The following is a 25,533-nucleotide window of genomic DNA, read 5'->3' on the forward strand; positions in this document are numbered from 1 at the left end:
TCCTTACCCGTTCGTCTGTCGGCCCGAGGGCGCGGCCGCGGTCAGCGCTCCGGCACCGATGCCGTCAGTGGCGTGTCGCGAGGGTGAACGGCGCCAGTTCGGCGGCCAGTTCCTCGTGCACCCGCACCTTCAGCAGCGTGCCGTCACCGGTGTGCTCCTCGGAGAGCACCTCACCGCCGGCGTGCACCCGGGACACCAGCCCGCCGTGGGTGTACGGCACGAGTGCCTCCACCTCGACGTCGGGCCGCGGGAGCTCCTCGTCGATCAGCTCCAGCAGGTCCTGGATGCCCCGGCCGGTGCGGGCCGAGACGGCGATGGCGTGCTTCTCGTTGCGCAGCAGCCGCTGCAGCACGAGCGGGTCGGCGGCATCGGCCTTGTTCACCACGACGATCTCCGGCACGTCGAGCGCGCCGACGTCGCGGAACACCTCGCGGACCGCCGCGAGCTGCTCCTCCGGTACCGGGTGCGCACCGTCCACCACGTGCAGGATGAGGTCGGCGTCGGCGACCTCCTCCATGGTGGAGCGGAACGCCTCGACCAGGTGGTGCGGCAGGTGCCGGACGAACCCGACGGTGTCGGCCAGCGTGTACAGCCGCCCGCCCGGCGTCTCGGCCCGGCGCACGGTCGGGTCCAGGGTGGCGAACAGGGCGTTCTCCACCAGCACTCCCGCCCCGGTCAGGCGGTTGAGCAGCGAGGACTTGCCCGCGTTGGTGTAGCCGGCGATCGCCACCGACGGCACCTTGTGGCGCTTGCGCTCCTGGCGCTTGAGGTCGCGGCTGGTCTTCATGTCCGCGATCTCCCGGCGCATCTTGGCCATCTTCTCGCGGATGCGCCGCCGGTCGGTCTCGATCTTGGTCTCACCGGGACCACGGGTGGCCATACCGCCGCCCGAGGAGCCGGAGCCACCGCCACCCATCTGCCGGGACAGCGACTGGCCCCAGCCGCGCAGCCTCGGCAGCATGTACTGCATCTGCGCCAGCGAGACCTGCGCCTTGCCCTCACGGGACTTGGCGTGCTGCGCGAAGATGTCGAGGATCAGCGCGGTGCGGTCCACCACCTTGACCTTGACGACGTCCTCGAGGTGGATCAGCTGGCCGGGGCTGAGTTCACCGTCGCAGACGACGGTGTCGGCACCGGTCTCCACCACGATGTCCCGCAGCTCCTGCGCCTTGCCCGAGCCGATGTACGTGGCCGGGTCCGGCTTGTCGCGGCGCTGGATGACGCCGTCGAGCACCACGGCGCCGGCGGTCTCGGCGAGGGCGGCCAGTTCGGCCAGGGAGTTCTCGGCGTCGTCCACGGTTCCGTGGGTCCAGACGCCGACGAGCACCACACGCTCCAGGCGGAGCTGCCGGTACTCGACCTCGGTGATGTCCTGCAGTTCGGTGGAGAGCCCGGCGACCCTGCGCAGGGAGGCACGTTCGGCCCGGTCCAGCTGGTCGCCGTCCCGCTCACCGTCGATCTCAAGACTCCAGGCGACCTCCTCTTCCATCAGGGCGTCGGCCCGAAGGCTCTCGGGGAGGCGCTGGCGGTCGTCCGAAGAGGATGAAGGGTTGGAGGTCATTGGATCCTTTGTTCGTTCGGTCAGAGTCGGGCGGCGCTCGCGCACCGTCACTGTCGATGGTCGCACGCCACGCGGACGCGGTCACCTGGTTTCCCGCCCGCATCGCGGGCGGCGCTGCACATCGCGGTGCTCCGCTCGCCCACAGTCACAACGGTCCGGCGGCCCGGCGCATTCCCGCGGCCGCCCCGGAGGAGGGCGAAACGGCAGCTCAGTCGCGGGCGGTGACGGCGAGCCGCGCCCGGTACACGTCGTAGACGCCCGGGACCGCGCGCATCGCCCGCATCAACGCGGACAGGGCCCCGGCGTCGGGCAGCTCGACGGTGTAGGTGTGGCGGACGCGATGCTCCTGCGGTGGCTCCACGGCCGCCGACACGATGCCGACGCCCTGACCCGCGATGACCTCCGTGAGGTCGGCCAGCAGCCGAGGCCGGCTCAGCGCCTCGGCGAGCACGGTGGCCCGGTAGCCGCCGGCGGGCTGGTCCTCGCGCCAGCGCACCGGCACCGGGGCCCGTCCGGCGGCGGTCATCCGCGACGTGGACGGGCATTCCGCCCGGTGGACGGCGACGGTGCCGCCGCGAATGACGAAGCCCGTCACCCGGTCCGGCGGCACCGGGGTACAGCAGCGGGCCAGGCGTACGGTCGCGCCGGGCAGGTCCGCAAGGGCCAGGGGGTCGGCCGCGGGCGCGGCACCGGCCGCGGGGACCGGCCGGACCGGCGGCGCCTGGTCGGGCTGGTCGTCGCCCTCGACCGCCGGGTGCTGGGTGAGCCAGCGGGTGATCGCGATCCGGGCGGCGGGCGTGGTGGCGTGCTCCAGCCAGTCGCGGCCGGGCCCCGAGGTGTCGCCGTCGTCCATCAGCAGTTGCAGGGTGTCGCCGTCGCGCAAAGCGGTGCCCAGCGGGGCGAGGCGGCCGTTGACGCGGGCGCCGACGCAGGCGTGCCCGGCCTCCCCGTGCATGGCGTAGGCGGCGTCGACGCATGTGGCGCCGGCCGGCAGCCGCAGCGTCCCGGCCGCCTCCTCGCCCTGGGCGGCGACCACGGTGATCTCCCGGTCCTGGGCGAGGTCGTCGCGCAGCGCCGTCCAGAAGGTGTCCGCGTCGGGCGCGGCCCGCTGCCAGTCCAGCAGCCGGGCGAGCCAGCCGGGCCGGGTGGGGTCGACGCCGGCCGCGGACTCGCCTGTCGAACCGTTTCCGCTGTCGCTGCGCTCGGCGCGTTCCGTGCGCTCGCCGTCCGCGGACGGCACCGCGTCGGTGGCGGCGTGCGGGTCGCCGAGGGCGATCACCCCGGCCTCGGCCACGCGGTGCATCCGGCGGGTGCGCACGAGCACCTCGGCGATCCGCCCGTCGCGGTCGGCGATCGCGGTGTGCAGCGACTGGTAGAGGTTGAACTTGGGGCCGGCGATGAAGTCCTTGAACTCGGCGATCACCGGGACGAAGCAGGTGTGCAGTTCGCCGAGCACCGCGTAGCAGTCGGCGTTCTCGCCGACGAGCACCAGCAGCCGCCCGTAGTCGCAGCCGCTGAGCTGCTTGCCGCCGCGTTTGAGCAGCAGCCGGTGGACCGAGACCGCGTGCCGCGGCCGGATGGCCACCTCCGCGGTGACGCCCGCTTCCCGCAGCACGCCCCTGACCTGGTCGGCGATACCGGCGAGCGGGTCGGCGCCGCCGGCGTTCTCCTCGATCATGACGCGGGTGCGGGCGTGCTCCTCGGGGTGGAGGATCGCGAAGACCAGGTCCTCCAGCTCGCTCTTGAGGGCCTGGACGCCGAGCCGTTCGGCGAGCGGGATCAGCACGTCGCGGGTGACCTTGGCGATCCTGGCCTGCTTGTCGGGCCGCATGACGCCCAGCGTGCGCATGTTGTGGAGCCGGTCGGCCAGTTTGATCGACATCACGCGCACGTCGTTGCCGGTCGCCACCAGCATCTTGCGGAAGGTCTCGGGCTCGGCGGCCGCCCCGTAGTCGACCTTCTCCAACTTGGTGACGCCGTCGACGAGATAGCAGATCTCGGCGCCGAACTCGCGCTCCACCTGATCGAGGGTCACCTCGGTGTCCTCGACGGTGTCGTGCAGCAGCGAGGCCGTCAACGTCGTGGTCTCCGCGCCGAGTTCGGCCAGGATGAGGGTGACGGCGAGCGGGTGCGTGATGTACGGCTCGCCGCTCTTGCGCGTCTGGCCCCGGTGCGAGGACTCGGCCAGCACGTAGGCCTTGCGCAGCTGCTCGATGGCGGAGGCGCCCGCTTCGGGGTGGCGGCCGCGGTGGACCTTGATCAGGTGCTCGATCGCGTCGGGCACCCTGCTGCCGCCGCCCGCGCCGAGGAGCGCCACACGGCTGAGCCGGCGGAGGTCGATCCGGCGCAGGCTGCGTCGCCGGTCCTCTGCGGTCCGCTCCGCGTCCACCGCGTTGTGTGCGCTCATGGGCCCTCCGGCAGCGTGGACCGGCTGCGGGAGCCCTCCACGACCCGTGGGGCCGCGCCGGTGCTTGATGCTACCGAGCCCACCACGTGCGGCAGCCGCGCTCTCGCCGAGAGTGATCCCCATCACCCGTTCGAGGGACAGCCGGACGGGGATCATGACCGCATACATCCGGATACGGTCGGGCGCACCCCGGCCACGGCCGTTCGGAGGGGCCGGCGGCAGCCCGCCGGGATGCGGCCCGAGCCGGCCGGATCAGCGGCCCGCGGCGAGCCAGCCGGGCTCGATGGCCCCTTCGGCGACGATCACGGCGGGGCCGGTCATCTCGATCACGCCGTCGGTGTCCTCGCTGATCACCAGGCGGCCGCCGGGCACGTCCACGGTGTAGGTCACCGGGCGGCCGGTGACCGCGGGGTCCAGACCGTCGCGGCGGGCGGCGGCGACCATGACCGCGCACGCCCCGGTGCCGCAGGAGCGGGTCTCGCCGGAGCCCCGCTCGTGGACGCGCAGGGCCACGTGGCGGGGGCCCCGGTCGACCACGAACTCCACGTTGGTGCCGTCGGGGTAGGCCGACCTGGGGCTCACCGCGGGCGCCTGCAGGAGGTCCCCGGCCTCGTCGAGCCCGTCCACGAAGGCCACCGCGTGCGGGTTGCCCATGCTGACGTGCACCGCGGGCCAGCTGCGATCGCCGACCGCCACCACGACCGGGTCGCCGGGCAGCACAGCGCGGCCCATCCGGACGGTGACGGCGCCCGCTTCGCCGTCGTCGCCGTCCTTGGCGACGTGGACGTGGCGCACGCCGGCGCGGGTGGCGACGGCGAGGTCGCCGGCCTGGGCCAGCCCGGCGTGCTGGAGGTAGCGGGCGAAGACGCGGACGCCGTTGCCGCACATCTCGGCGATGCTGCCGTCACTGTTGCGGTAGTCCATGAACCACTCGGCCTCCGCCGCGAGCGCGGCGGCTTCGGGGTCGGCTGCGGAGCGGACCACGCGCAGCACCCCGTCGCCCCCGATGCCGGCCCGGCGGTCGCAGAGCCGGGCCACGTCGGCGGCGGACAGGTCGAGCAGACCGTCCGGGTCGGGGACGATCACGAAGTCGTTCTCGGTGCCGTGGCCCTTGAGGAAGGGCAGCGGGGAGGACGAGTCAGGGGTGCCGTGGTGCGCTTCAGTCACGTCTCGATCGTACGCGGCACGGCTGATGGGCCGCGTACGGAGATCTGCGGCCTGTGGAAAACCCGGGGACGGCCGGGGCCGTTCCGAGCGCTGCCGGCCCTCCCGTGCGGGGCGGCCCCGCCGCGGGCCCGAAGGCGCTCAACGCAGGCGTGCCACGCGCCAGACGGCCAGCAGGGCGAGCAGCACGATCACCAGGGTGTATCCGGTGACGTACCGCCAGTCGGGGCGCGCACCCGAGCCGCGCGGCGGCAGTCCGGGCCACGTCTGGCCGGCGCGGCGGGCGGCCATCAGCCCCCAGCCGGCCGCGCACAGGCACAGCAGCAGGCCGAGCATGGCCACCACGGGTCCGGCGTCACCGGACTCGAAGGCCAGCGGGAAGGCGAACATCAGCGAGCCGCCGACAGCGAGCGCGGTGATCGGGGCGAGCTGCCAGATGCGCAGCCTCCGCGCGGGGCGCAGCTCCCGGAAGGACTGGCCGTCCTCCAGGTCCGGCAACGCCTCGGCGGAGTCGAGCGGTTCGAACTCGTCGAGCGGGTCCAGGGGCTCCAGGGGGTCGGCGGATCCGAGCCGATCGTGCGGCTCGTCCGCGTCCATGGCGTCGAGCGACTCCATGGGCGCGTGAGCGTCGGAGAACCCGTGGTGCTCCCGCGACTCGCGGGGCGCCTCGGACCTCCCGGGTCCGGTCGCCGTGTCGCGGCCCTGCGGGGTGTCGCGCGGGCCGGCTGCCATTGCCACGCGCCCTCCCAAGTCTCCGACACCGTAGCTAGATCCCGATGATGGCATGTGCGGAGGGCAGGTCCGGGACGACGGAGCCTCCCGATGCCATCACGTGATCAGGCTGTAACCCGATCCCTGCCAGTCCCAGGCGCACCAGAGTTGACGTGCCGCGCAACGCCTCAAGATCAGTGGTTGATGGTCGTTGTTCGGCGTCTCTGGCCACCCTTTGACGGCCCACAGACGGCCCGGAGGTTCAGTGGGGCAGGCAGTGAGGCAGTGAGTTCTCACTGCGCGTCTCACTGCCCCGACAGCAGCCGATGACCTGCGGAAAGTGAGGCAAGTGAGCCTGACGACCCCACCGCGAGGAACCGCCCAGGCGTGCCGGCGCGGTGGTCCCGGACGGCCGCGCCTGCCTCACTCACTGCGGCCCGCCCCCCCGCCCAGGGCTCGCTTGCGCAAGCGAGGCGGGTCGCTTGCGCAAGCGACCCCGCTAGCGAGGAAAACGCCCCTGGCCTGCACGCTAGCGACTAGCGCCCCCGCCCTGAAACGCTGAAAAACGGCCCGCAGAGGGGGTTCCACCGTTCCCCGCACGTCGCTGCCCCCCGCTGAAAGGCAAGGCGAGAAGGACCGCCCTACGGGCGGACGCCCTTCGGCCGCCACCCCGCCGTACCGGTGGCGCCCGGACCGCGACAGCGGGCCGCAGGGGGCATCCGTAGGGCGTTTCAGCGGGGGGGCAGCAGGGTTCCAAGCCTTGTCCGTTGCCCAGTGCGGGCAGTCCGGAGCGTCCGGCGCTTTTAGTGGGGGCGCCCCCACTAAAAGCCTCCCTGGATCCCCAAGGGGGCTACTTTTCAAAATATCGCGGCTCAAGCGGCTCATCGCGGATCAGTCCAGGTCAGAGCGTCGTAAACGATCAACTCCGTCCGGCTCACGTCCGGCTCACGTCCGGCTCATCGCGGCTCAAGCCCCCTGACGACCGCCGAGGAACAACAAGAGGAGCACCACTGCCCCGCCGTGCTCCTCTTGTTGTTCCGCTTGTTGTTCCGCGGCGAGCCAGCACGAGAAGAGGCCACTCTTGCGCGGGGCCCCGGGGGTGGCCTCTTCAAGACCCCTAGCGACCAATTCGCCGCCTGATCAACTACTGCCCCCCCCTGACGGCCCCTCAGAGCCCCGTTCAGGACCCCCTGCGACTGATGGACCGGGGGCGGGGGTTCAGGCTCTCAGGCGGCCATCTAGGGACTCTTGGGCTGGAATGCGCGTACTACCCCGGGTGTTGCAGCCTCCGAAGCGAGCGGCCAGCGCGCAACGCGACCGATCCCCGCCACCGAGTGTGCGTGCGAGCGAAGCGAGCTACTAAGGGACGCGCGACCGTAGGTCGCACCTCACAGTTACTCTGGTGTGCACCAGCTAGGGAATGGGGAGCTTGCTGGAATGACGGAGACCAAGACGGCTCGTGTTGAGCGCACGCTGCGGGAATGGATCGGTGGGGCCAAGCTGGCGCCCGGCGACAAGGTGCCGTCCGAGCGCGTGTTGTCAGAAGAACTAGGCATCGGGCGCACGGCCCTTCGCACGGTCCTGGGGCGCCTGGTCGCCGAGGGAGTCCTAGAGGTACGTGGCCGCAGCTCCTACCGCGTACCCGAGCATGGTCCGGAACGTCACGTCACGGGAGCGACTACCGCCGGCGGTCTGGAACCCTGGCAGATCTATGGGAGTCGCCCCCTCTACAACAACCGCTGGGTTCGTCTTGAGCTTGTGGACGTGGAGCCTCCCGGCGTGCCGCGGTTCGAACATCACGTAGTGCGTCTGCAACACGTCGCGATCACGGCAGTACTGGACGACAAGGACCGCGTCCTGATGCTCTGGCGCTACCGATTCGTCCCCGACCAGTGGGGCTGGGAGCTCCCAGGCGGGATCGTGGATGAAGGCGAGGATGGTCCCGCCTGCGCGGCCCGGGAAGTCGAGGAGGAGACGGGGTGGCGACCCGCCGACCTTGAGCACATCGCGACGTTCCAACCGATGGTGGGCATGGTCGACTCACCGCATTCCGTCTACGTAGCACGCCACGCCGAGAAGGTGGGCGAACCCACGGACGCCGAAGAGGCTGGGCGCGTGCAGTGGGTCCCGCTGACTGAGGTTCGCGAGCTTATGGCCCGTGGACAGCTCATGGGCGCCGGGACGATGGTCGCACTCCTGCACCTCTTGGCGGCACAACAAGAGGGGCTTACAGCTTCTGCGTGAGCTGCTCAATCCTGCGGCGGTGCCGTACCGACCCGGTACGGCTCGCCAGCAGGCGAGCCGTCCTCAAGTGCGTCTGCGCCTGGTCATACTCACCGCGGGCGAGGTGAGCCTGAGCCAGGTCACAACGCAGTCCCGACTCAGCGCGCACAAATGTCGCGTCGAGGGTGTCGAGTGCGGCGTACAAGCTGTTCACCGCGTCGTCGTCGCCAAGGCTGGCGAGCACGTTCCCGCGCCATCGAGCCAGATGTGTCCCGTTGAGGAAGATGCTCAGCATGTCTGGGTCTCGGGCTTCCGCTCCCGGCGGCAGCACGGCCGCCGCCATGTCGAGCGCGCGGCGGCAATCGTCGGTCAGACCCGCCTTCGCGCACACCTCGGCTTCGGCTGCATAGAGCCACGCTTCCAGACGTGGCGACATACGTCCGGCTCCCCGCCTGCGCGCGTCTCGGACGAGTTCAACTGCGAGATCTGGCCGCCCGGCGTCACAGAGGACGTACGCCTGCTCTGCCATGGCGTGAGCAAGGTACATGGGCTCTTCTGCCTCTTGGGCCGCCCGTTTCGCCAGCTCGTAGTTGCGCCACGCACGCTCGACAGCGCCAGCGTCCAGCGCCTGCCACGCCCCAAGAGTGGACGCTGCCGCCAGCGCCTGAGCCACGGGCCGGCGGGTCTGGGGGAGCACGGCGAACGTGAGGGCGTCTTCCATTCGGGCCAGGTGGCCAGTCATTTGGTCCACGAGCCCTGCGGCACCCATTTGCCGGTCCATGGTGCGTAAGAGCTCCGTCTGCTCCATGAACGTCTTCACCATGGTCAGACTGACGCTCCGCGCCGAATCGATGCGGCTGATCAAGTCGTCATAGCCACCGACGGCTTGGGGCCCGGCCGCTTCCTGTCGTCCCAGCAGTTCGTCATCGGTCAGACCGAGGAGCGGCCGGAGGATGGCCGCGTAGCGCTCTGAGAGCTTCCGCCTGCCGTTCTCCCACTCCGAGACGTAGACGTGCAGGCTCGCAGCGGAGGGCACCTCCAGCAGGTGCTGGCGGGCGTAGCGCTGGATCTCACGAACCAGGCGTTCCTGGGACCAGCCACGAGCCGACCTCGCAGCGCGCAAACGCTCACTCATGCGCCCTCCAGCGCAGATCTGTTGCCGCTGTGCACACCAGCATGCCCGACATTCGCCCTGGTCAACAGGGGTTAACACATCAGGAGTTAACCCCTGTTGGCTACCGAATCCCTCGCCTCAGCGGTTCCCTGGAAGTGCGCCGGGGACGACGGCAAACCAAAGTCCACCCGGGCGACACCTTGCATCTGGTGCGCACCAGATGCAATCCTTCTGGTGCGCACCAGATGGTGCGCAAAGACCAGGGAGCGGTGTGCCTACCGCCAAGCAGAACACCGCTCCCCTAACCCGTGAAGGGGTAGGTCCATCATGCCTGGAATCGTTGCTGAACGGGCTACTGAGCAGGTCACCGGGTCTGTTTCCCGTCAGGGGAACGGGCCTGGTGGTCGGCGCCTCGGGCGTAACGAGCTGGTGCCGATGACGCCCGCGCAGTCGGCGCGGCTCGGTGAGCTGTACGAGGAGTACGGGGACCGGCTGGTGCAGTACGCCTGCCGCAAGCTGCTCAACCTGGGGTTGACCCGCGGGTCTGCGGTCGAGCTGGCGGAGGACATCGCGCAGGAGGCGTGGGTCGAGGTCGCGCGCACCGGCAAGAAGGACCTGCTGAATCACCGTCGGAAGTTCACTGCGGACGAGACGCGGATGGTCCTGTTCGCCCGGGTCAAGTCGCGGATCACGGCGCACTTCAAGCTGTTTCGGTCCCGCGAGATGGCGATGGACTGGGAGGACCCTGCCAACCGTGGCGAGCTGGCCGGGCTGATGCCGGACACCAGCGCGCTGCCCGCTTTCGCTGGGTACCTGGCCCCGATGGTCGCGGAGCTGCCCGAGAGGCAGCGTGAGGCGCTGCTTCTGCACACGGACGGCCTGACCCGGGAGCAGATCGGGGACCGGATGGGGTGCAACCGGATGACGGCTGACCGTCTGATCACTCAGGCGCTCTTGCTGATCAAAATCAACAATCCGGAGTTGACGAACGAGCCGGTTCCCGTGCAGTCGCTGCCCGCGGGGCAGCGGGAGATGCTGTCTGGCCTCAGCGTGGCGCAGCAGGCCGTTCTTCTGCGCTTGGACGACCTCCCCCGGCGGGCCCTGCTGCTGGCCCTGTCGGAGGACCTGGACAACCAGTCCGTGGCCGCCCGGATGGGCGGGCAGGGCTTCAACGTAAAGGCGCTGCTTTCAGTGGGCGTCCCCGCTCTGCGGGCCCTGGCCACCGACGACATGGCGGTGGCAGCGTGAGCGCCCACCACCGCAAGCCCCTCAACGCCTCCCGCACTCGGGCGCGGAAGCGGACGCTGGCCGCACGGGACGGAGCGTGGTGCGCCTACTGCGGTCGGCTGTTCGCCGACCTGCGGCAAGCGACCATCGACCACGTGGTGCCGCTGTCCCTGTACCGGACGTGGCGCGTCGAACACACCGTGCTGGCCTGCCTGTCGTGCAACGACCGCAAGGCCGATCGCCTGCCCCTGCTCATCGCACTCCAGCTCACGACCGCCAACCCGTCCGTCGACGCGTCCGTCGACCGTGAACACGTCGAGTCGGGCGTTCACGGTGAACACGAGTCGGTGTTCACGGTCGGGGTGTGGCTGCTGCTGACGCGGCTGGCCGATGCCGTCGAGTCGGCCGACCGACCGCACGACCAGCCGCGGTCTGACCTGGACGAACACCGCGCACTCATCGCCTTGCCGCAACCGCGTGAACACCCGGCTGGCCGTGCGGTCACCGGCCCGGTGCTGCCGCTGGCCGTGCGCACGGATCGACCCGACTCGATCACCCGACCGAACGTGCTCAGGGAGGCAGCGTGAACACCCAACCGACTCCGGTGAATGCCCCGCCCGACCGCGTGAACGGCCACAGCATCGACCCCGCCAAGTTGCGTCCGACAGCTCCCGAACCCGACCGTGACGCCCGTGACGCTGCACGTCAAGACGGCCAGGAGTCGGCAGCGGAGGTGGTTCCGGCGCCCACCAACCCGATGGCGGTCGCCCGGCACCTGACCCCGCAATGGTCGCGGGACGACATCCTGACGCTAAGGCACTGGCGCGGTACGTGGATGGCGTGGGCAGGCTCGCACTGGGTGGAGCTGGACGACCAGCAGATCCGCACCAGCCTGTACCGGCACCTGGAACACGCCACCTACCTCCAGCCCGCGACCGGCAAGGTCAAGGGGCTACCCGAGGACATCGCGGGGTTCGAGGAGCGCCCGTGGGCGCCGACCGGCCGTAAGGTCTCCGACCTGATGCAGGCCATCGCAGCGGTGACGCACCTGCCGCCGCTCATCGATCCGCCCGCGTGGATCCTCCCGCCGGCAGACCCCCTGGCCGCCCCTGCAGCGCGGCCGGACGCTACCAGGATCGGCGGGCACGGGCCCATCGTCGCCTGCACCAACGGCCTGCTGCGGGTCGCCGACCGGGCCCTGACCGGCCTGACCCCGGGGTTCTTCAACCTGGTGTCGGTGCCGTTCGACTACGACCCGACCGCCACCGCCCCGACCTGGCAGACCTTCCTTGACCGGGCCTGGCCCGACGATCCGGAATCGATCGAGGCTCTTCAGGAGTGGTTCGGGTACGTGCTGTCCGGCCGCACCGACCGGCAAAAGATCCTGCTCATCGTCGGCCCGACCCGATCCGGCAAGGGCACCATCGCCCGGGTCCTGGCGTCCCTGGTCGGCCAGGGCAACATGGCGGGCCCGACCCTGGCCAGTCTCGGCAGCAACTTCGGGCTGTCGACGCTGGTGGGCAAGTCCCTGGCAGTGATCTCCGACGCCCGACTGTCTGGCAACGACAACAGCAAGGTTGTGGAACGCCTGCTGACCATCTCCGGTGAGGACACCATCGACGTGGACCGCAAGTACCGCGCCGTGTGGACCGGCAAGCTCCCCACCCGGCTGATGATCCTGTCCAACGAGCTGCCGCACTTCGGTGACTCCTCGGGCGTCATCGCCAACCGCTTCATCGTGCTGAACATGACCGTGTCCTGGCTCGGCAAGGAGGACACCGGCCTGACAGACAAGCTCAGCGCCGAGTTGCCCGGCATCCTCAATTGGGCCCTGGACGGCCTTGACCGGCTGCTGGCCAACGGGCGACTGACCGAACCCGCATCGTCCCGGGAAGCGGTCACCACCATGCAGGACACCGCCTCACCGGTCTCCGCGTTCGTCCGCGAGTGCTGCGAAACCGGGCCCGACCGCCAGGTCGTGGTGGACGAGCTGTGGCAGGCGTGGAAGGAGTGGGCGGAAGACTCCGGCCACCGGTCCGGCACCAAGCAGCTACTTGGCCGGAACCTGCTCTCAATCATCCCGCAGATGCAGCGCTCCAAGCCCCGCGGAGCGGACGGCAAGCAGGTACCCACCTACCTCGGGGTGTCGTTGAGCCGCGATGAGCCGGACGTGAGCCGGACTGAGCCGGACGACTCAAGATCACCCACAAGCCTCTCACCTGCACTGATCCGCGATGAGCCGGATGAGCCGCGATATTTCGAGAAACTCCCCCCACAACAGCAACTCATCGCCTGCGCCGTGTGCGGTCACCCTCTCGCGCCGCTGCGATCCGGCCAAACCACGCACCCAAGCTGCACCACCTGAGCCACCGCCGGGAGCTCCCGGACCAGGCAGCGACCCCGCCGCCCGGAGGTGCGGACCCCCGCCAGGGTCCGCACCCACCCCGCCCAGTGCACGCCAAGGAGCCGCCACCATGGCCACCGCACCCCAAGATCCCCGCGCCACCCTCCGCGCGGGCCTCCCCGACCGCTACCTCACCCCGGAGGACATCGCGTCCCTGTTCGGCGTCCCGATCGAGACCGTGTACGCCTGGCGCAAGCGCCGCACCGGACCGCCCGCGTTCCGCGTCGGCAAGCACCTGCGCTACGACCCCGCCGCAGTCCACACCTGGACCGCCCAGCAGATGGCCGCCGACACCGCCGCGTGACCCCCCGCCCCGGTCACCAACCGTGCTGGGGAGGCAGTTGGGGAGGCTCGGGAATCCTGGGGAGTTCTCCCCAAGCGCCTCCCCAAGCCGCCTCCCCGCGGCCCACCAGCGTCAACACCCCTTTGGGGAGGCTGGGGAGGCACCGCCCGACCCCCACCAGCCCCCACTCAAAAGCGCTCTTGGGGCCCCGCGCGGCTCCCCCTCCCCGACCATCGTGACTACGCAGCGTGAAGGGAGGCGGCAAGGGAGGCAGGGAGAACTCCCTGACCCCCTCCCTGAACCCGCCTCCCTGAGCCGACCAGCAGCAACACCCCGTCAGGGAGGCGGGGAGGTAGCCACCCACGACCAGCCACAACCCTCAAAAGCAGGCTCCTGAAGACTCGCCTCGCCTCCCTCCCTGCACGCTCCGCAACCGAAACAACCCGTTGCTACCGGTAGCAGCACTGGCCGCTACCGGTAGCAACCCCGCTAGCGACCAAAACCCCCACTGAGCAGCCCAGTAGCAGGTAGCACCCCTGACCCGCAGACGGCCAGGGCGCGACGAAACCCACCTCGGCACGCGCCCCGGCAGTCGCTACCAGGACGCACCCGCAAAGGAGCTGCCCACCATGGCAGGCCACATCCAAGACCGCTGGTACAAGACCGAGCCGGGCCCGGACGGCAAGCCCGTCAAGGTCAAGACCGACCGCTACGGCTCGGGCATGCGCTACCGGGCCCGGTACGTCGGCCCGGACGGAGCCGAGAAGTCCAAGAGCTTCCCCGATCGCCAACGGCGCCTGGCCGAACAGTGGCTGGCGCACATTGAGGCGGACATGTCGCGGGGCCAGTACATCGACCCCAAGACTTCCCGTACGACCTTCCAGCAGTACGCGCAACGGTGGCTCTCCGCCCAGACGACGGACGTGTCGTCACAGGACAGCGCGGAGCGGTATCTGCGGCTGCACGTCTTGCCGTATCTCGGCTCGCGCCCGCTCGGATCCTTCAAGCCCGAGCATGTCCGCGCGTGGTTGAGTGAGTTGGAGACGGAGGGTGTGCCGGGGTCGTACGCCGTGCACATCTTCGGCACTGTGCGTGCCGTGCTCTCTGCCGCTGTTGATGACGGCTATCTGCCACGGAATCCGTGCGCCGCGCGGTCTGTCCGGCCGCCGACCCGGGAGGCGAAGCGGGTGACGCCGTGGCTCCCTGAGCGCGTCTTCGCCGTGCGGGCGGCGCTGCCGGCGCGCCTGCGGGGCACCGTGGATGCTGCCAGCGGGTGCGGTCTTCGGCAGGGTGAGGTGTTGGGGCTGGCGGAGGACGCTCTGAGCTTCGAGTCCGGGACTCTGCACGTTGTCCGGCAGGTCAAGCTCATTCGGGGGCGCCCGGTCTTCGCTCCGCCGAAGTGCGACAAGGAACGCGACACCCCATTGCCTGAGGTCGTGGCCGATGTGCTGCGGGCCCACATGAAGGCGTACGCGCCCGTCAAGGTGACGTTGCCCTGGAAGTCTCTGACCGGGCCGCGGGTAACGCACAGTCTGATCTTCACCGGCACCCGGGGCGCGGTCATGCGCCGGTCGGACTTCAACGACCGCTATTGGAAACCGGCTCTCGTGGCCGCTGGCGTCCTTCCAGAGCCAGAAGAAGGCGAGGACCCAGCGGCAGCCCGAGAGCACGGCATGCACGCGCTGAGGCACTTCTACGCCTCGGTTCTGCTTGAGGCGGGCGAGAACGTCAAGGCGGTCAGCGAGTACCTCGGGCACGCCGACCCCGCGATGACGCTTCGGGTGTACGCGCACCTCATGCCGAGCAGCAGGGAGCGAACCCGGAAGGCCATCAACGAGGTGTTCCACCGGCCCGCTTCACCACGCTGACGGCCCACAGACGGCCCAGACGGGTTTCTACGGCCCCTGCCTGGCGAGGAACATGCAGGTCAGGGGCCTCCCCCCGTGTTGCAGCAATCACTTGATCAGGCTGTAACCGCTTCTTGGATCAACGTCAGCACCTGCTCGGTGAGTTCCGGGCCCCTGGCGGTGAGCCAGTGCACCCGCGGATCGCGGCGGAACCACGAATCCTGGCGGCGGGCGAACCGCTTGGTGGCGCGCACCGTCTCGGCGCGGGCCTGCTCCTCGGTGCACTCGCCGGCGAACGCCGCGAGCACCTGCTGGTACCCCAGGGCCCTCGAGGCGGTGCGCCCTTCGCGCAGGCCCTGCTCCTCCAGCGCGCGGACCTCGGCGACGAGGCCGGCCTCCCACATGCGGTCGACCCGCAGCGCGATGCGCTCGTCGAGCACCGGGCGCGGGACGCCGACGCCGATCTGGACGGTGTCGTAGACCGACTCGTGCCCGGGGAGGTTGGCGGTGAAGGGGCGTCCGGTGATCTCGATGACCTCCAGGGCCCGCACGATGCGGCGGCCGTTGCTGGGCAGGATCGCGTGCGCGGCCTGCGGGTCGACGGCGGCCAGGCGCGCGTGCAGGGCGCCGGGCCCGCGCATGTCGAGTTCCTCCTCGAGCCGGGCGCGCACGGCCGCGTCAGTACCGGGGAAGTCGAGGTGGTCGATCGCGGCGCGCACATAGAGGCCGGAGCCGCCCACCAGGACCGGCACCTTGCCGGCGGCGTGCATCCGGTCGACCTCGGCGCGTGCGAGCCGCTGGTAGTCGGCGACGTTCGCGGCCTCGGTGACGTCCCAGATGTCCAGCAGGTGGTGCGGGACGCCTCGGCGCTCCTGCTCGGTGAGCTTCGCGGTGCCGATGTCCATGCCGCGGTAGAGCTGCATCGAGTCGGCGTTGATCACCTCGCCGCCCAGCGCCAGGGCGAGGTCCACACCCAGGTCCGACTTCCCGGCCGCGGTGGGCCCCACGACGGCGATGACACGGTTCTTCACGCTGCCAGTCTCCCAAAGATCGGATGCCCGCCGGGCCCGAATGATCATCGTGGCGCGCGAGGGTCGGGCACGGCGACGGGAGCGGTCCTGGAGGCGTTCCGGACCGTGCCCGGGGACTGCGTCAGACGGCCCCGACCGGCGGGGACGGGTGTGCTGGCCGTGGCGACGCGAAAACAGCCGGTCGCGAGTATGGTCGGTAACGGAAAGGGCGAAAAGAGTGATTTACGGCGATTTGGCCCGTTCGGTGGCCCGGCCGACCAGGTGCGACGGCGCACCCGCTCCTTTCTGGCCGTCATCTCCAAGGGAAGGTGCCAGATGAGCTTCATGGACACGCTCAAGGACAAGCTCGGCATGTCGAAGGGCAAGGCCGGCGACATGATGCGCCAGCACGGCGACAAGGTCGACCAGGGCCTCGACAAGGCCGGACAGACAGCGGACTCCAAGACCGGTGGCAAGTACAGCAGCCAGGTCGACTCCGGCGTCGACAAGGCCAAGGACGCCGCGCACAACTACGGGGAGCAGCAGGGCGGCGGCCAGTCCTGACGCCTGCCCGCCCCCTGGGCACCACCTGAGCCGGACGGCCGCGGACCTCCACCATCCGCGGCCTGTCCATGTCCGCACCCGGTCCGCCCCGACCGACGGACCGCGCCTCGCCCGCGACGCCCGGCCCCGCCGGACGGCGTGTCAGGTCCAGGCGGCGACGAAGTACCCGACCCCGTAGGGCGCGATGTCGTGGAGCAGCTCCCCGGTGAGGTGGGCGTCCTCCGCGGCTCCTGCCAGCACCTGCCAAGGCGCGCGCCCGGCGACCTGGAGTGCCTGGGCCAGCTCCGGGTCGAGTGCGGCCAGAGCGCGGATGTCGGCGCCCGCCAGCGCGGCGGCGACACCTGCGTCGAAGGGCTCCGCGCGCTCGTCCAGATAGCCCGGCGCCTTGATGCTGCGACAGGCGCTCCCGTCGCCCATCACCAGCATGGCCACCCGTTCGGCGGAGCCGGCCACCGCGCGGCCCGCGGCCGCACACCGCTCGGGCTCGAGCTGCTCCCCCACGCCGAGCCCCTCCACCGGGGCCGCGCTCCACCCGCGCAGCAGCCACGCGGCCACGGCCAGGGAGGACGGCAGCGGGGGCACGTCCTCCTCCGCCGGCGCGTCCTCGGTGCGCGTGCCCAGGGTGACGTCCACGGCGACGCCGAACGGCCGGAACGATCCGGCGGCTCCCGGCGGGAAGACGCCGCGGCTGGGCCGCTGCGCCGGGCCGATCACGACCAGCCGTTCGGGGCGGGACGCGGCGAGCACCCCCACCGCGTCCTGGCACGCCGCGCGGAGCTCGTCCAGCTCGGGTGCGGCGCCTGCCGCGACCTCGGGGACGAGCAGGGGCGGGCAGGGGCAGACGGCGGCGGCGACCAGCATGAGCCGAACCCTACCCGCGCTGCCGGCACCCGCCCCAGCGCCCTTCCGGCAGCACAGAGCCAGGGGCGCGGGACGGACCGCGCGATCAGTCCAGGGAGCAGCCCGCCACGGGTTCCGGCGCCTGCGCCGGCGCCCCGATGGTGGGCAGGCCCAGCATCACGCCCGCGGGCTTGGGCGGGGCGGCGTTGCGCCGCTCCCAGGCGTCGCCCGCGCGCGTGCGGCGCACCGCCGACGCGGGCTTCTCGGCCAGCAGGTGGTGCGGCGCCGCGTAGGTGATCCCGACGGTCACCATGTCGCCGGGGCGGACCGGCTCCTCGGGGCGCTCGAAGTGCACCAGGCGGTTGTCGGGGGCCCGGCCGGACAGGCGCCGGGTCGCGTCGTCCTTGCGGCCCTCGCCCTCGGCCACGAGCACCTCGAGGGTGCGGCCGACCTGCTTCTTGTTCTCCTCCCAGGAGATCTCCTCCTGGAGCGCCACCAGCCGCTCGTACCGCTCCTGCACCACGGCCTTGGGGATCTGGTCGGCCATCTCGGCGGCGGGCGTCCCGGGGCGCTTGCTGTACTGGAACGTGAACGCCTGGGTGAACCGGGCCTCGCGCACCACGTGGAGCGTCTGCTGGAAGTCCTCCTCGGTCTCGCCGGGGAAGCCCACGATGACGTCCGTGGTGATGGCGGCGTCCGGCATGGCGGCCCGCACCTTCTCGATGATGCCCAGGTAGCGGTCCTGGCGGTACGAGCGGCGCATCGCCTTCAGGACCGGGTCGGAACCTGACTGCAGCGGCATGTGCAGCTGGTGCATCACGCTGGGCGTCTCCGCCATGGCGGCGATGACGTCGTCGGTGAAGTCCCGCGGGTGCGGCGAGGTGAAGCGGATCCGCTCCAGGCCCTCGACCGCGCCGGTGGCGCGCAGCAGCTTGCTGAACGCCTCACGGTCCCCGATGTCCGAGCCGTACGCGTTGACGTTCTGGCCGAGCAGGGTGACCTCGATGACGCCCTCGGCGACCAGCGCCTCGACCTCGGCGAGTACGTCGCCGGGCCTGCGGTCCTTCTCCTTGCCGCGCAGGGCCGGGACGATGCAGAACGTGCAGGTGTTGTTGCAGCCGACCGAGATCGCCACCCAGGCCGCGTAGGCGGACTCGCGGCGCGAGGGGAGCGTGGAGGGGAAGGTCTCCAGCGACTCGACGATCTCGACCTGCGCCTCCTGCGCGATCCGGGAGCGCTCCAGCAGGACCGGCAGCTGGCCGATGTTGTGCGTGCCGAACACCACGTCGACCCACGGCGCCCGCTTGACGATGGTGTCGCGGTCCTTCTGCGCCAGGCAGCCGCCGACCGCGATCTGCATCCCGGGGCGGGCGGCCTTCTTGGGCACGAGCTGGCCGAGGTTGCCGTACAGCCGGTTGTCGGCGTTCTCCCGCACCGCGCAGGTGTTGAACACCACGACGTCGGCGCCGTCGGACCCCTCGGGCGCGCGCACGTACCCCGCGTCCTCCAGGAGGCCGGAGAGGCGTTCGGAGTCGTGGACGTTCATCTGGCACCCATAGGTGCGGATCTCGTAGCTGCGAATGGGTGCGTCCTGCGCGGTCATGCCCTCCAGAGTAGGTGGTCGCGGGGACAGCCCAGGCACCCGTTCGGCGGTAGGGCGCCCGCGGCTTCGGCGCGCGGTGGGGCGCCGAAGCCGCGGGCGCTGTGCGGGGCCGGGGGGATTCAGCGCTCGGATTCTCCGCCGGCGGCGGGCTCCACCCCGTCCCGGGACAGCAGCGCCGCCGGCGCGGACGTCTCCACGGCCGGTTGTCCGCCGTGCCCGTCGTGTCCCCCGTGCCCGTCGGCACGGGTGCTGCCGCTACCGCTGCCGCGGCTCTCGTCCGCGACGAACTTCGAGACAGCGCGGGCACTGTCCAGGAGCTGCGCGGGGAAGACGATCGTGCTGTTCTTCTCCGCGGCGATCTCGGCGAGGATCTGCAGGTTGCGCAGCTGCAGGGCCACCGGGTGGTCCGCGATGACGTCCGCGGCCTCGGCCAGCCGGTCGGCGCTCAGCGCCTCGCCCTCGGCCGCGATGATCTTGGCCCGCTTCTCCCGCTCGGCCTCGGCCTGGCGTGCCATGGCCCGTTGCATGCTCACCGGCAGCTCGATGTCCTTCAGCTCGACCAAGGACACGTACACGCCCCACTGCTGCGTGGTGCGGTCGAGGATCTCCCGGATGGCCAGGTTGAGCGTCTGGGTGTCGGTCAGCACCTGGTCGAGCAGGGAGCGGCCGACGATGTTGCGGACGGTCGTCTGGGCGATCTGCCCGACCGCCGCGGACACGTTCTCGATCTCCACGATGGACTTCACCGCGTCCACCCGCCGGTAGTAGGCCACGGCGGCCACCCCGATGGAGACGTTGTCCTGCGTGATCACCTGCTGCGACGGGACCGGCATGGTGACGGTGCGCAGGCTCACCTTCCACATGCGGTCGCTCAACGGGATCATGAAGTGGAAGCCGGGCTTGCGGACTCCGTGCAGCTGCCCCAGCCGGAACACCACACCGCGTTCGTACTGCCGCACTATGGCGGCTCCCAGATTCGGCATGTCCGCCTCCTCCTGTCTGCCCCCCTTCCAGCATCGCTCCGCTCCGGCCTTCCGCGGACCCACCAGGCCTGGCAGGATCCCGCTCCATGGATCTCTCCGGCCTGGGCGGACGCACACACGGTCGGCTCCGCGCCCTGTGGCGCAGAGCCGGACGGCGCCGCGCCCTGCAGGCGGTCCTGGCGGGCGCCTCCGCCCTTGCCCTCCTGCTGTGGTGGCTCCTGCCGGCCGGCGGGCCCTCCTACCCGCACCGGCCCATCTCGCTGGCCACCGGCGTGGCCAACGGCGTCTACGAGACGTACGGGAAGCTGCTGAAGTCCGACCTGCGGACCGCCCTGCCGGGTGTCCAGGTGAACCTGCTCCAGACCGAGGGATCGGTCGACAACATCAAGCGCGTGGTGTCCGGCAAGGCGGACTTCACCATCGCCGCGGCCGACGCGGTGGCGAACTACCACGGGCCCGGCAAGGCCGATCTGCGTGCCTGCGCACGGCTCTACGACGACTACATGCAGCTGGTGGTGCCGCGCGACTCCACGGTGACGTCGGCGCGCGACCTGCGCGGCAAGACCGTGGGCATCGGGCAGGCCGACTCGGGCGTCAGCCTGATCGCCCGGCGGCTGCTGACCGCCGCCGGCCTGGACGTGACCAAGGACGTCAGGGCGGTTCCCGTGGGCATCGACCAGGCGCCGGCGATGCTGCTCAGCGGCAAGCTCGACGCGTTCTTCTGGTCGGGCGGGCTGCCGACCGCCACCATCGCGGCGATGGCCTCCCCGGTGCCGCGGATCAAGCTGGTGCAGCTCGGCGACCTTGCCGCGAAGCTGCACACCATGGGGAGCCAGATGCAGTACTACCGGCAGGCGGTGATGCCGGCCGACGCCTATCCCAAGGCCCAGGACGGTCAGGCGGTCGCCACCATCGCCGTGGCGAACCTGCTGGTCACGACCGATCACGCCGACACCGGGCTGGTGCAGCGGCTGACCAGGGCGGTGATCGACAGCAGGGACGCGATCGGCAAGGAGGTGCACGCCGCCCAGTTGGTGGACCTGCGCACCGCCGTGTTCACCGATCCGCTGCCCCTGCACATCGGGGCGGAGCGCTACTACCGCTCGGTCAAGCCGTAAGGGGCACCGCCCTGGGCGGGCGGTCCTTACTGTCCCCCCTGCGGTGCTCACTCACCGGCCGGTACGGACATCTCCCCTCGGCCGGCGTTTTTCCTGCCCTCGGCCTGCACGTTCCTCGGCCTGCGCGTTTCCACCCTCAGCCGGTCGGGACGGGTGCCGTGCGCGGCACCGTGAGGACGACCTCCAGGCCGTGCGGCTCGCGTTTGGCGTAGGCGATGGCGCCGCCGCCCTGGCTGAGCAGGGCGCGGGCGATCGACAGCCCCAGACCTGAGCCGTTCACGTTCTGGTGCCGGGCGCTGCGCCAGAACCGGTCGCCGATCCGTTCGAGTTCGTCCTCGGCCAGCCCCGGCCCGCTGTCGGCGACGCGGACCACCACCTGGTCGGGGCCGCCCTCGACGGTGATCGCCACCGTCTCCCCCGCGGGCGTGAACTTGATCGCGTTGTCGAGCACCGCGTCCAGCGCGCTGGACAGCGCGACCCGGTCCGCCCAGCCCTCGACCGTGCCGCCGTCGCCCGGCGCCCCGAACCGCAGGGCGACGCCGTCGCGCTCGGCAGAGGCCTCCCAGGCGTTGGTGCGGCCGCGGACCAGCTCGGCGATGTCCGTCACCGCCAGATGGACTCCCGAGCGCTCGGCGACGGCCAGGCCGAGCAGATCGTCCAGCACCTGGGCGAGGCGCTGCCCCTCCTCCTTCACCGATTCGGCCTCGGTGTGCCCCTCGGGCAGCTCCAGACCGAGCAGCTCGATGCGCAGCAGCAGCGCCGACAGGGGGTTCCGCAGCTGGTGCGAGGCGTCCGCGACGAACGCGCGCTGCTGCTCCAGCACCTCCTCGACGTTGTCGGCCATCTCGTTGAACGAGCGTGCCAGCCGGCGCAGTTCCGGGGGCCCGCCGGAGGCTCCCACCCGGGAGGCCATGCGCCCGGTGGCGATGTCGTGCGTCACCCGGTCCAGCTTGGCCACCGGCAGCAGCACCCAGGCGGTCAGCCGCACGGCGAACAGCACGGCGACCGCCATCGCCACCAGCTCCCCGGCGATCAGCAGCATCCAGCCGTGCAGGATCCTGGCCCGCAGCGCGCCGGTCGGGGACTCGGTGACGACGACCGCGACGACGTCCCCGTCGCGCACGATCGGCGAGGCGATGGCGAGTTCGCGCTGCTGCCAGGGCCACACCTGCTCGGGGTCGTGGGCGCGGCGGCCCAGCAGGGCCGAGTAGTAGGCGTCGTGGAGTTCGCCGCTGGTGGGCATCCGCCAGCCGGCGGGCGCGGCGGCCATGGCCGCGCGGTCGCGGTAGAACACGCCGGCGCTGATGCCGTACAGCTGCTGGTAGCGGTCGAGTTCGGTGCGCAGGGTGTGCAGCCGCTCGGCGTCGGCACTGTCGATCGGGGTGCCCTCGCCGCGCGCGGTGACGAACTGCGCGAGGGCGGCGAAGCGGGTCGTGTCGTCGATCCGGTCGACCACCACGCGCTGCTGCTGCGCGGCCGCCTGGCTGGCGGCCAGCGGGAAGCCCAGGGCCAGCAGGACCCCGGCCATCAGGCCGATCAGCAGCGGCAGCAGGCGGTTGCGCACAGCGGCTCCCGGGCGGGGCGGTCAGCCGACCGGGGCGACGAGCCGGTAGCCGACACCGCGGACCGTCTCGATCATCGCCGGGGTGCGAAGCTTGGACCGCAACGACGCCACATGCACCTCCAGGGTGCGGCCGGTGCCCTCCCACGCGGTGCGCCAGACCTCGCTGATGATCTGCTCGCGGCGGAAGACGACGCCGGGGCGCTGCGCGAGCAGGGCCAGCAGGTCGAACTCCTTGCGGGTCAGGGCCACCGGCGCGCCCTCGACGGTCACCTGCCGCGTCGGCAGGTCGATGGCCACGCCGCCGAGCCGCAGCGGCGTCCCCGCCACCCGGGCGCCGGCGGGCTCGGCCGCCGCCGTACCGGGCGCTGTGGACGCCCCTGCGCCCGGCGCGGAGACGGGCGGGCGCAGCGGGGGGCGGCGGCTGACCGCGTGGATGCGGGCGAGCAGCTCGCCGGTGTCGTAGGGCTTGACCACGTAGTCGTCGGCGCCGAGGTTCAGGCCGTGGATGCGCGAGCGGACGTCGGCCCGGGCGGTGACCATGATCACCGGGGTGTCCGTGCGGCGCCTGATCCGGCTGCACACCTCGAAGCCGTCCTGGTCGGGCAGCCCCAGGTCGAGGAGCACGCAGTCGAAGCCGGGGCCCTCCGCGGGCAGCATGGCCTGGATCGCCTCCTCGCCGCTGCGGGCGTGCCTGACCTCGAAGCCGTGCCTCCCGAGCACGGCGGAAAGGGCGGCGGCGACCCGGTCGTCGTCCTCCACGAGCAGCAGTCGCATGCGTCACCTCCTCCTCACCAGGCTCGGCGCCGGTCGGCTCCGGCACACCCGGACGCCCCCGCAGGTTCACGAAACCGTTCCCTGCCGACCGGGTCATGGTCTTCTCCGACCGAATCCACCCCGATCGCGGCAGGGTGCGTCAAGGGGGTACCGGCTCACGCGCCGGACCGTTACCGAGCCGGTACGCATCGCAGGCGCCGGGGGCGTCCGCCGGGTGCGCCGGTCGGCGGCCCACCGCGCACCGCGCCGACGTGCGACCGTCGCTTGACGTGGGCAGTCGCAGTGAGTTGCATACGCTTTGTGACCGCACTCCTTCCGGGGGCCGCTGCGTGGACCCGGTGATCGTCGCGGGGGCGGGCCCGGTGGGCCTGACCCTCGCTCTCGCGCTGGCCCGCCGTGACGTCCCCGTCATCGTCTTCGACGGGGCCGAGGCGCCGCACGAACCGGAAGGACTGCACCGCCCGCGCACCGCCGTCCTCGGCCCGGACACCGCCGCCCTGATCGACCGCCTCGGATATGAGGGGCTGCGCCGGGACGGCATGACCTGGGCGGCCTGGCGGACGTTGCGCCGCCGCGCCGAGGTGCTCAGGATCGACTTCGGCCCCGATCCGGCCGACGCGCCCGTCCACATCGCCCAGCACCTGCTCGAACACGGGCTGCGCCAGGCCCTGTTGTCCTGCGGTTCGGTGCGCATGGTGCCGGGGTGCCGGCTGGACGCCCTGGAGCAGGACAGGAACGGGGTGAGCGTCCACACCGCGGGCACCGAGGAGACCTGGTGGCGCGGCAGCTTCCTGGTCGGCTGCGACGGCCCGCGCTCCACCGTCCGCAAGCTGCTCGGGGTGCGCTTCCCGGGCCGCAGCGCGGTCGACCGGCAGGCGGTGGCGGTGCTGCGCACCGAACTCCCCGAGCCGGGCGTGGCGTTGCTCCACAGGGACCCGCCGGGGGCACCCGCCGGCCAGGAGATCACCGCCCGGCCGCTGCCGGACGGACTGTGGCGGCTGGACTGGCTGCTGCCGGCCCAGGTACGGCAGTTGACGTCGGACGCCCTGGTGGAACGCCTGCGCTCCACGCTCACCGCCTGGTGCGGCCGCGTGGTGCCCTACGACCTGATCGGCTCCGCCGACCACCCGGTGCACCAGCGGCTGGCCCGGCGCTGGCGGGTCGGCCGGGTCTTCCTCGCCGGCGACTCGGCGCATGTGATGGGCGCACTGGGGGCGCAGAGTGTCGAGGAGGGCCTCCGGGACGCGGAGAACCTCTCCTGGAAGCTGTCTCTCGCCTGGCATGACGGGGCCTCCCCCCTTCTTCTGGACAGTTACGAGGCGGAGCGCAGGGGCGCGGTCGGCGCCCGGCTGCGGGCCACCGACCAGGCCCTGCCGCTGGTCCGGGCCAGCGGCGCCTGGCAGACCGTGCGCCAGTCCCTGCTGTCGGGATCGGCACGCGGGCAGGCCGAGTTGCTGACCGACAGCCACCTCGGGCGCGGGGCGGTCGCCACCACCGCGGTGTACGGACGCTCGCCGCTGTCGCTGCCCGCACCACGCGGGGGCGGCAAGACGGGTGCGTCGCCGCTGGTGTCCGGCTGCGACACCCCACCGGGCGGCATCGTGGCGGACGTACCCGTGTACAGCCTGGAAGGCACGGCCGGGCGCCTGCGCGACCAGCTCGGGCGCGGACTCGTCGTCGTGCTCGTCGCTCCCGGTACGGGCGTGTGGGAGTCCCGGCACTGGCTGACGGCCGGCCTGATGCCTCGGCTGGCCTCCGCGGTGGCCGCGCTGCCGACCAGCGCCGAACTGGTGGTCGCCGAGACCTACCCGGGCGCGACCGCCCACAGCGTGCTGCTCGTCCGGCCCGACGGCCGCCTGGTGACCGTGATGACCGGCTGCCGGCCCGCGGAGCTGTACTCGTACGCCGATCTGGCCCGTGGCGGCCCTCCGTCGGCCGTCGGCGCCGAGGAGGACGCGACGCTCGGAGCCTCCGAGGCACCGGGCTCCGAGGAGGCCGACGACGAGGACGAACCCGGGGATCCTGACTCCGGCGAAGCCGGAGGAACCGGCGGGCGACGGGTCAGCGGGCGGGCGCGATAGCGAGCGGACGGGCCGCGCCCGGTATGAGCGGCGCCGGCATCGCGGCGTCGCGCGG

20 protein-coding genes are annotated in these 25,533 nt (G+C 71.6%); 9 read left to right on the forward strand and 11 right to left on the reverse strand.

All coding sequences use genetic code 11. From position 1 onward, the window contains the following. Nucleotides 1-64 precede the first annotated feature (64 nt). The 4 genes from hflX to ACH4TG_RS21595 form a co-directional block, all read right to left on the reverse strand. Nucleotides 65-1,561: a GTPase HflX gene (hflX, locus tag ACH4TG_RS21580; RefSeq protein ID WP_398244013.1), complete on the reverse strand. Its 1,497-nt coding sequence runs from the start codon at nucleotides 1,559-1,561 to the stop codon at nucleotides 65-67. A 208-nt stretch (nucleotides 1,562-1,769) separates the two neighbouring features. Then, on the reverse strand, nucleotides 1,770-3,968 hold the full coding sequence (locus ACH4TG_RS21585; RefSeq protein WP_398244014.1) for a RelA/SpoT family protein: 2,199 nt from the start codon (nucleotides 3,966-3,968) through the stop codon (nucleotides 1,770-1,772). Between the two features lie 252 nt (nucleotides 3,969-4,220). Beyond that, entirely contained in the window at nucleotides 4,221-5,135 is a 915-nt protein-coding gene (gene dapF / locus ACH4TG_RS21590; RefSeq protein WP_398244015.1) for a diaminopimelate epimerase, read from the reverse strand. A gap of 138 nt (nucleotides 5,136-5,273) precedes the next feature. After that, nucleotides 5,274-5,864 carry a hypothetical protein gene (locus ACH4TG_RS21595; protein ID WP_398244067.1) on the reverse strand — a complete coding sequence of 197 codons (591 nt, stop codon included), beginning with the start codon at nucleotides 5,862-5,864 and terminating at the stop codon, nucleotides 5,274-5,276. A gap of 1,416 nt (nucleotides 5,865-7,280) precedes the next feature. Between ACH4TG_RS21595 and ACH4TG_RS21600 the strand changes: the two genes are divergently transcribed. After that, nucleotides 7,281-8,087 (forward strand): NUDIX domain-containing protein, encoded by an 807-nt coding sequence (locus ACH4TG_RS21600; protein WP_398244016.1) that lies wholly within the window; start codon nucleotides 7,281-7,283, stop codon nucleotides 8,085-8,087. On the opposite strand, the gene ACH4TG_RS21605 is transcribed toward ACH4TG_RS21600, so the two are convergent. Continuing rightward, the gene (locus ACH4TG_RS21605; RefSeq protein ID WP_398244018.1) at nucleotides 8,071-9,201 is read right to left on the reverse strand and encodes an XRE family transcriptional regulator; all 1,131 of its coding nucleotides are present in this window, start codon (nucleotides 9,199-9,201) and stop codon (nucleotides 8,071-8,073) included. The two genes, ACH4TG_RS21600 and ACH4TG_RS21605, sit on opposite strands and share 17 nt — an antisense overlap. 414 nt (nucleotides 9,202-9,615) lie before the next feature. On the opposite strand from ACH4TG_RS21605, the gene ACH4TG_RS21610 reads away from it, so the two are divergent. The 5 genes from ACH4TG_RS21610 (at nucleotide 9,616) to ACH4TG_RS21630 (ending at nucleotide 14,962) form a co-directional block, all read left to right on the forward strand. Beyond that, nucleotides 9,616-10,428, forward strand: coding sequence for an RNA polymerase sigma factor (locus tag ACH4TG_RS21610; RefSeq protein ID WP_398244019.1), 813 nt, complete (start codon nucleotides 9,616-9,618; stop codon nucleotides 10,426-10,428). Beyond that, nucleotides 10,425-10,994: an HNH endonuclease gene (locus tag ACH4TG_RS21615; RefSeq protein WP_398244020.1), complete on the forward strand. Its 570-nt coding sequence runs from the start codon at nucleotides 10,425-10,427 to the stop codon at nucleotides 10,992-10,994. Before ACH4TG_RS21610 ends, ACH4TG_RS21615 begins: the two co-directional genes overlap by 4 nt. Continuing rightward, nucleotides 10,991-12,772: a phage/plasmid primase, P4 family gene (locus tag ACH4TG_RS21620; protein ID WP_398244021.1), complete on the forward strand. Its 1,782-nt coding sequence runs from the start codon at nucleotides 10,991-10,993 to the stop codon at nucleotides 12,770-12,772. The genes ACH4TG_RS21615 and ACH4TG_RS21620 overlap by 4 nt, the downstream gene beginning before the upstream one ends. Nucleotides 12,773-12,881: 109 nt before the next feature. Continuing rightward, nucleotides 12,882-13,115: a helix-turn-helix transcriptional regulator gene (locus tag ACH4TG_RS21625; RefSeq protein WP_398244022.1), complete on the forward strand. Its 234-nt coding sequence runs from the start codon at nucleotides 12,882-12,884 to the stop codon at nucleotides 13,113-13,115. Nucleotides 13,116-13,723: 608 nt separating this feature from the next. Then, a complete protein-coding gene (locus ACH4TG_RS21630; protein WP_398244023.1) occupies nucleotides 13,724-14,962 on the forward strand; it encodes a tyrosine-type recombinase/integrase in 1,239 nt (412 codons plus the stop codon). A 95-nt stretch (nucleotides 14,963-15,057) separates the two neighbouring features. Here ACH4TG_RS21630 and miaA read toward each other — a convergent pair whose 3' ends face one another. Further along, a complete protein-coding gene (miaA, locus tag ACH4TG_RS21635) occupies nucleotides 15,058-15,972 on the reverse strand; it encodes a tRNA (adenosine(37)-N6)-dimethylallyltransferase MiaA (protein WP_398244024.1) in 915 nt (304 codons plus the stop codon). 315 nt (nucleotides 15,973-16,287) lie between these two features. Between miaA and ACH4TG_RS21640 the strand changes: the two genes are divergently transcribed. Beyond that, the gene (locus ACH4TG_RS21640) at nucleotides 16,288-16,515 is read left to right on the forward strand and encodes an antitoxin (RefSeq protein ID WP_398244025.1); all 228 of its coding nucleotides are present in this window, start codon (nucleotides 16,288-16,290) and stop codon (nucleotides 16,513-16,515) included. Between the two features lie 141 nt (nucleotides 16,516-16,656). Here the strand turns inward: ACH4TG_RS21640 and ACH4TG_RS21645 are convergent, their stop codons facing one another. From ACH4TG_RS21645 to ACH4TG_RS21655, 3 genes are all read right to left on the reverse strand, one after another. Continuing rightward, on the reverse strand, nucleotides 16,657-17,376 hold the full coding sequence (locus tag ACH4TG_RS21645; RefSeq protein WP_398244026.1) for a class III extradiol dioxygenase subunit B-like domain-containing protein: 720 nt from the start codon (nucleotides 17,374-17,376) through the stop codon (nucleotides 16,657-16,659). Between the two features lie 85 nt (nucleotides 17,377-17,461). Continuing rightward, on the reverse strand, nucleotides 17,462-18,958 hold the full coding sequence (gene miaB / locus ACH4TG_RS21650) for a tRNA (N6-isopentenyl adenosine(37)-C2)-methylthiotransferase MiaB (protein ID WP_398244027.1): 1,497 nt from the start codon (nucleotides 18,956-18,958) through the stop codon (nucleotides 17,462-17,464). 119 nt (nucleotides 18,959-19,077) lie between these two features. Then, a complete protein-coding gene (locus ACH4TG_RS21655) occupies nucleotides 19,078-19,941 on the reverse strand; it encodes a slipin family protein (RefSeq protein WP_398244028.1) in 864 nt (287 codons plus the stop codon). Nucleotides 19,942-20,027: 86 nt separating this feature from the next. Between ACH4TG_RS21655 and ACH4TG_RS21660 the strand changes: the two genes are divergently transcribed. Beyond that, nucleotides 20,028-21,059 (forward strand): TAXI family TRAP transporter solute-binding subunit, encoded by a 1,032-nt coding sequence (locus ACH4TG_RS21660; protein WP_398244029.1) that lies wholly within the window; start codon nucleotides 20,028-20,030, stop codon nucleotides 21,057-21,059. A gap of 136 nt (nucleotides 21,060-21,195) precedes the next feature. Here the strand turns inward: ACH4TG_RS21660 and ACH4TG_RS21665 are convergent, their stop codons facing one another. Both ACH4TG_RS21665 and ACH4TG_RS21670 read right to left on the reverse strand, forming a co-directional pair. Further along, complete coding sequence (locus ACH4TG_RS21665; protein ID WP_398244030.1) at nucleotides 21,196-22,623, reverse strand: sensor histidine kinase; 1,428 nt, start codon at nucleotides 22,621-22,623, stop codon at nucleotides 21,196-21,198. 21 nt (nucleotides 22,624-22,644) lie between these two features. Then, nucleotides 22,645-23,397: a response regulator transcription factor gene (locus ACH4TG_RS21670; RefSeq protein ID WP_398244031.1), complete on the reverse strand. Its 753-nt coding sequence runs from the start codon at nucleotides 23,395-23,397 to the stop codon at nucleotides 22,645-22,647. Nucleotides 23,398-23,726: 329 nt separating this feature from the next. Between ACH4TG_RS21670 and ACH4TG_RS21675 the strand changes: the two genes are divergently transcribed. Next, nucleotides 23,727-25,478: an FAD-dependent monooxygenase gene (locus tag ACH4TG_RS21675; RefSeq protein ID WP_398244032.1), complete on the forward strand. Its 1,752-nt coding sequence runs from the start codon at nucleotides 23,727-23,729 to the stop codon at nucleotides 25,476-25,478. The last annotated feature ends 55 nt before the right edge of the window (nucleotides 25,479-25,533 follow it).

This window comes from Streptomyces sp. NPDC020917, from assembly GCF_044333795.1.
Taxonomy (GTDB): domain Bacteria; phylum Actinomycetota; class Actinomycetes; order Streptomycetales; family Streptomycetaceae; genus Actinacidiphila.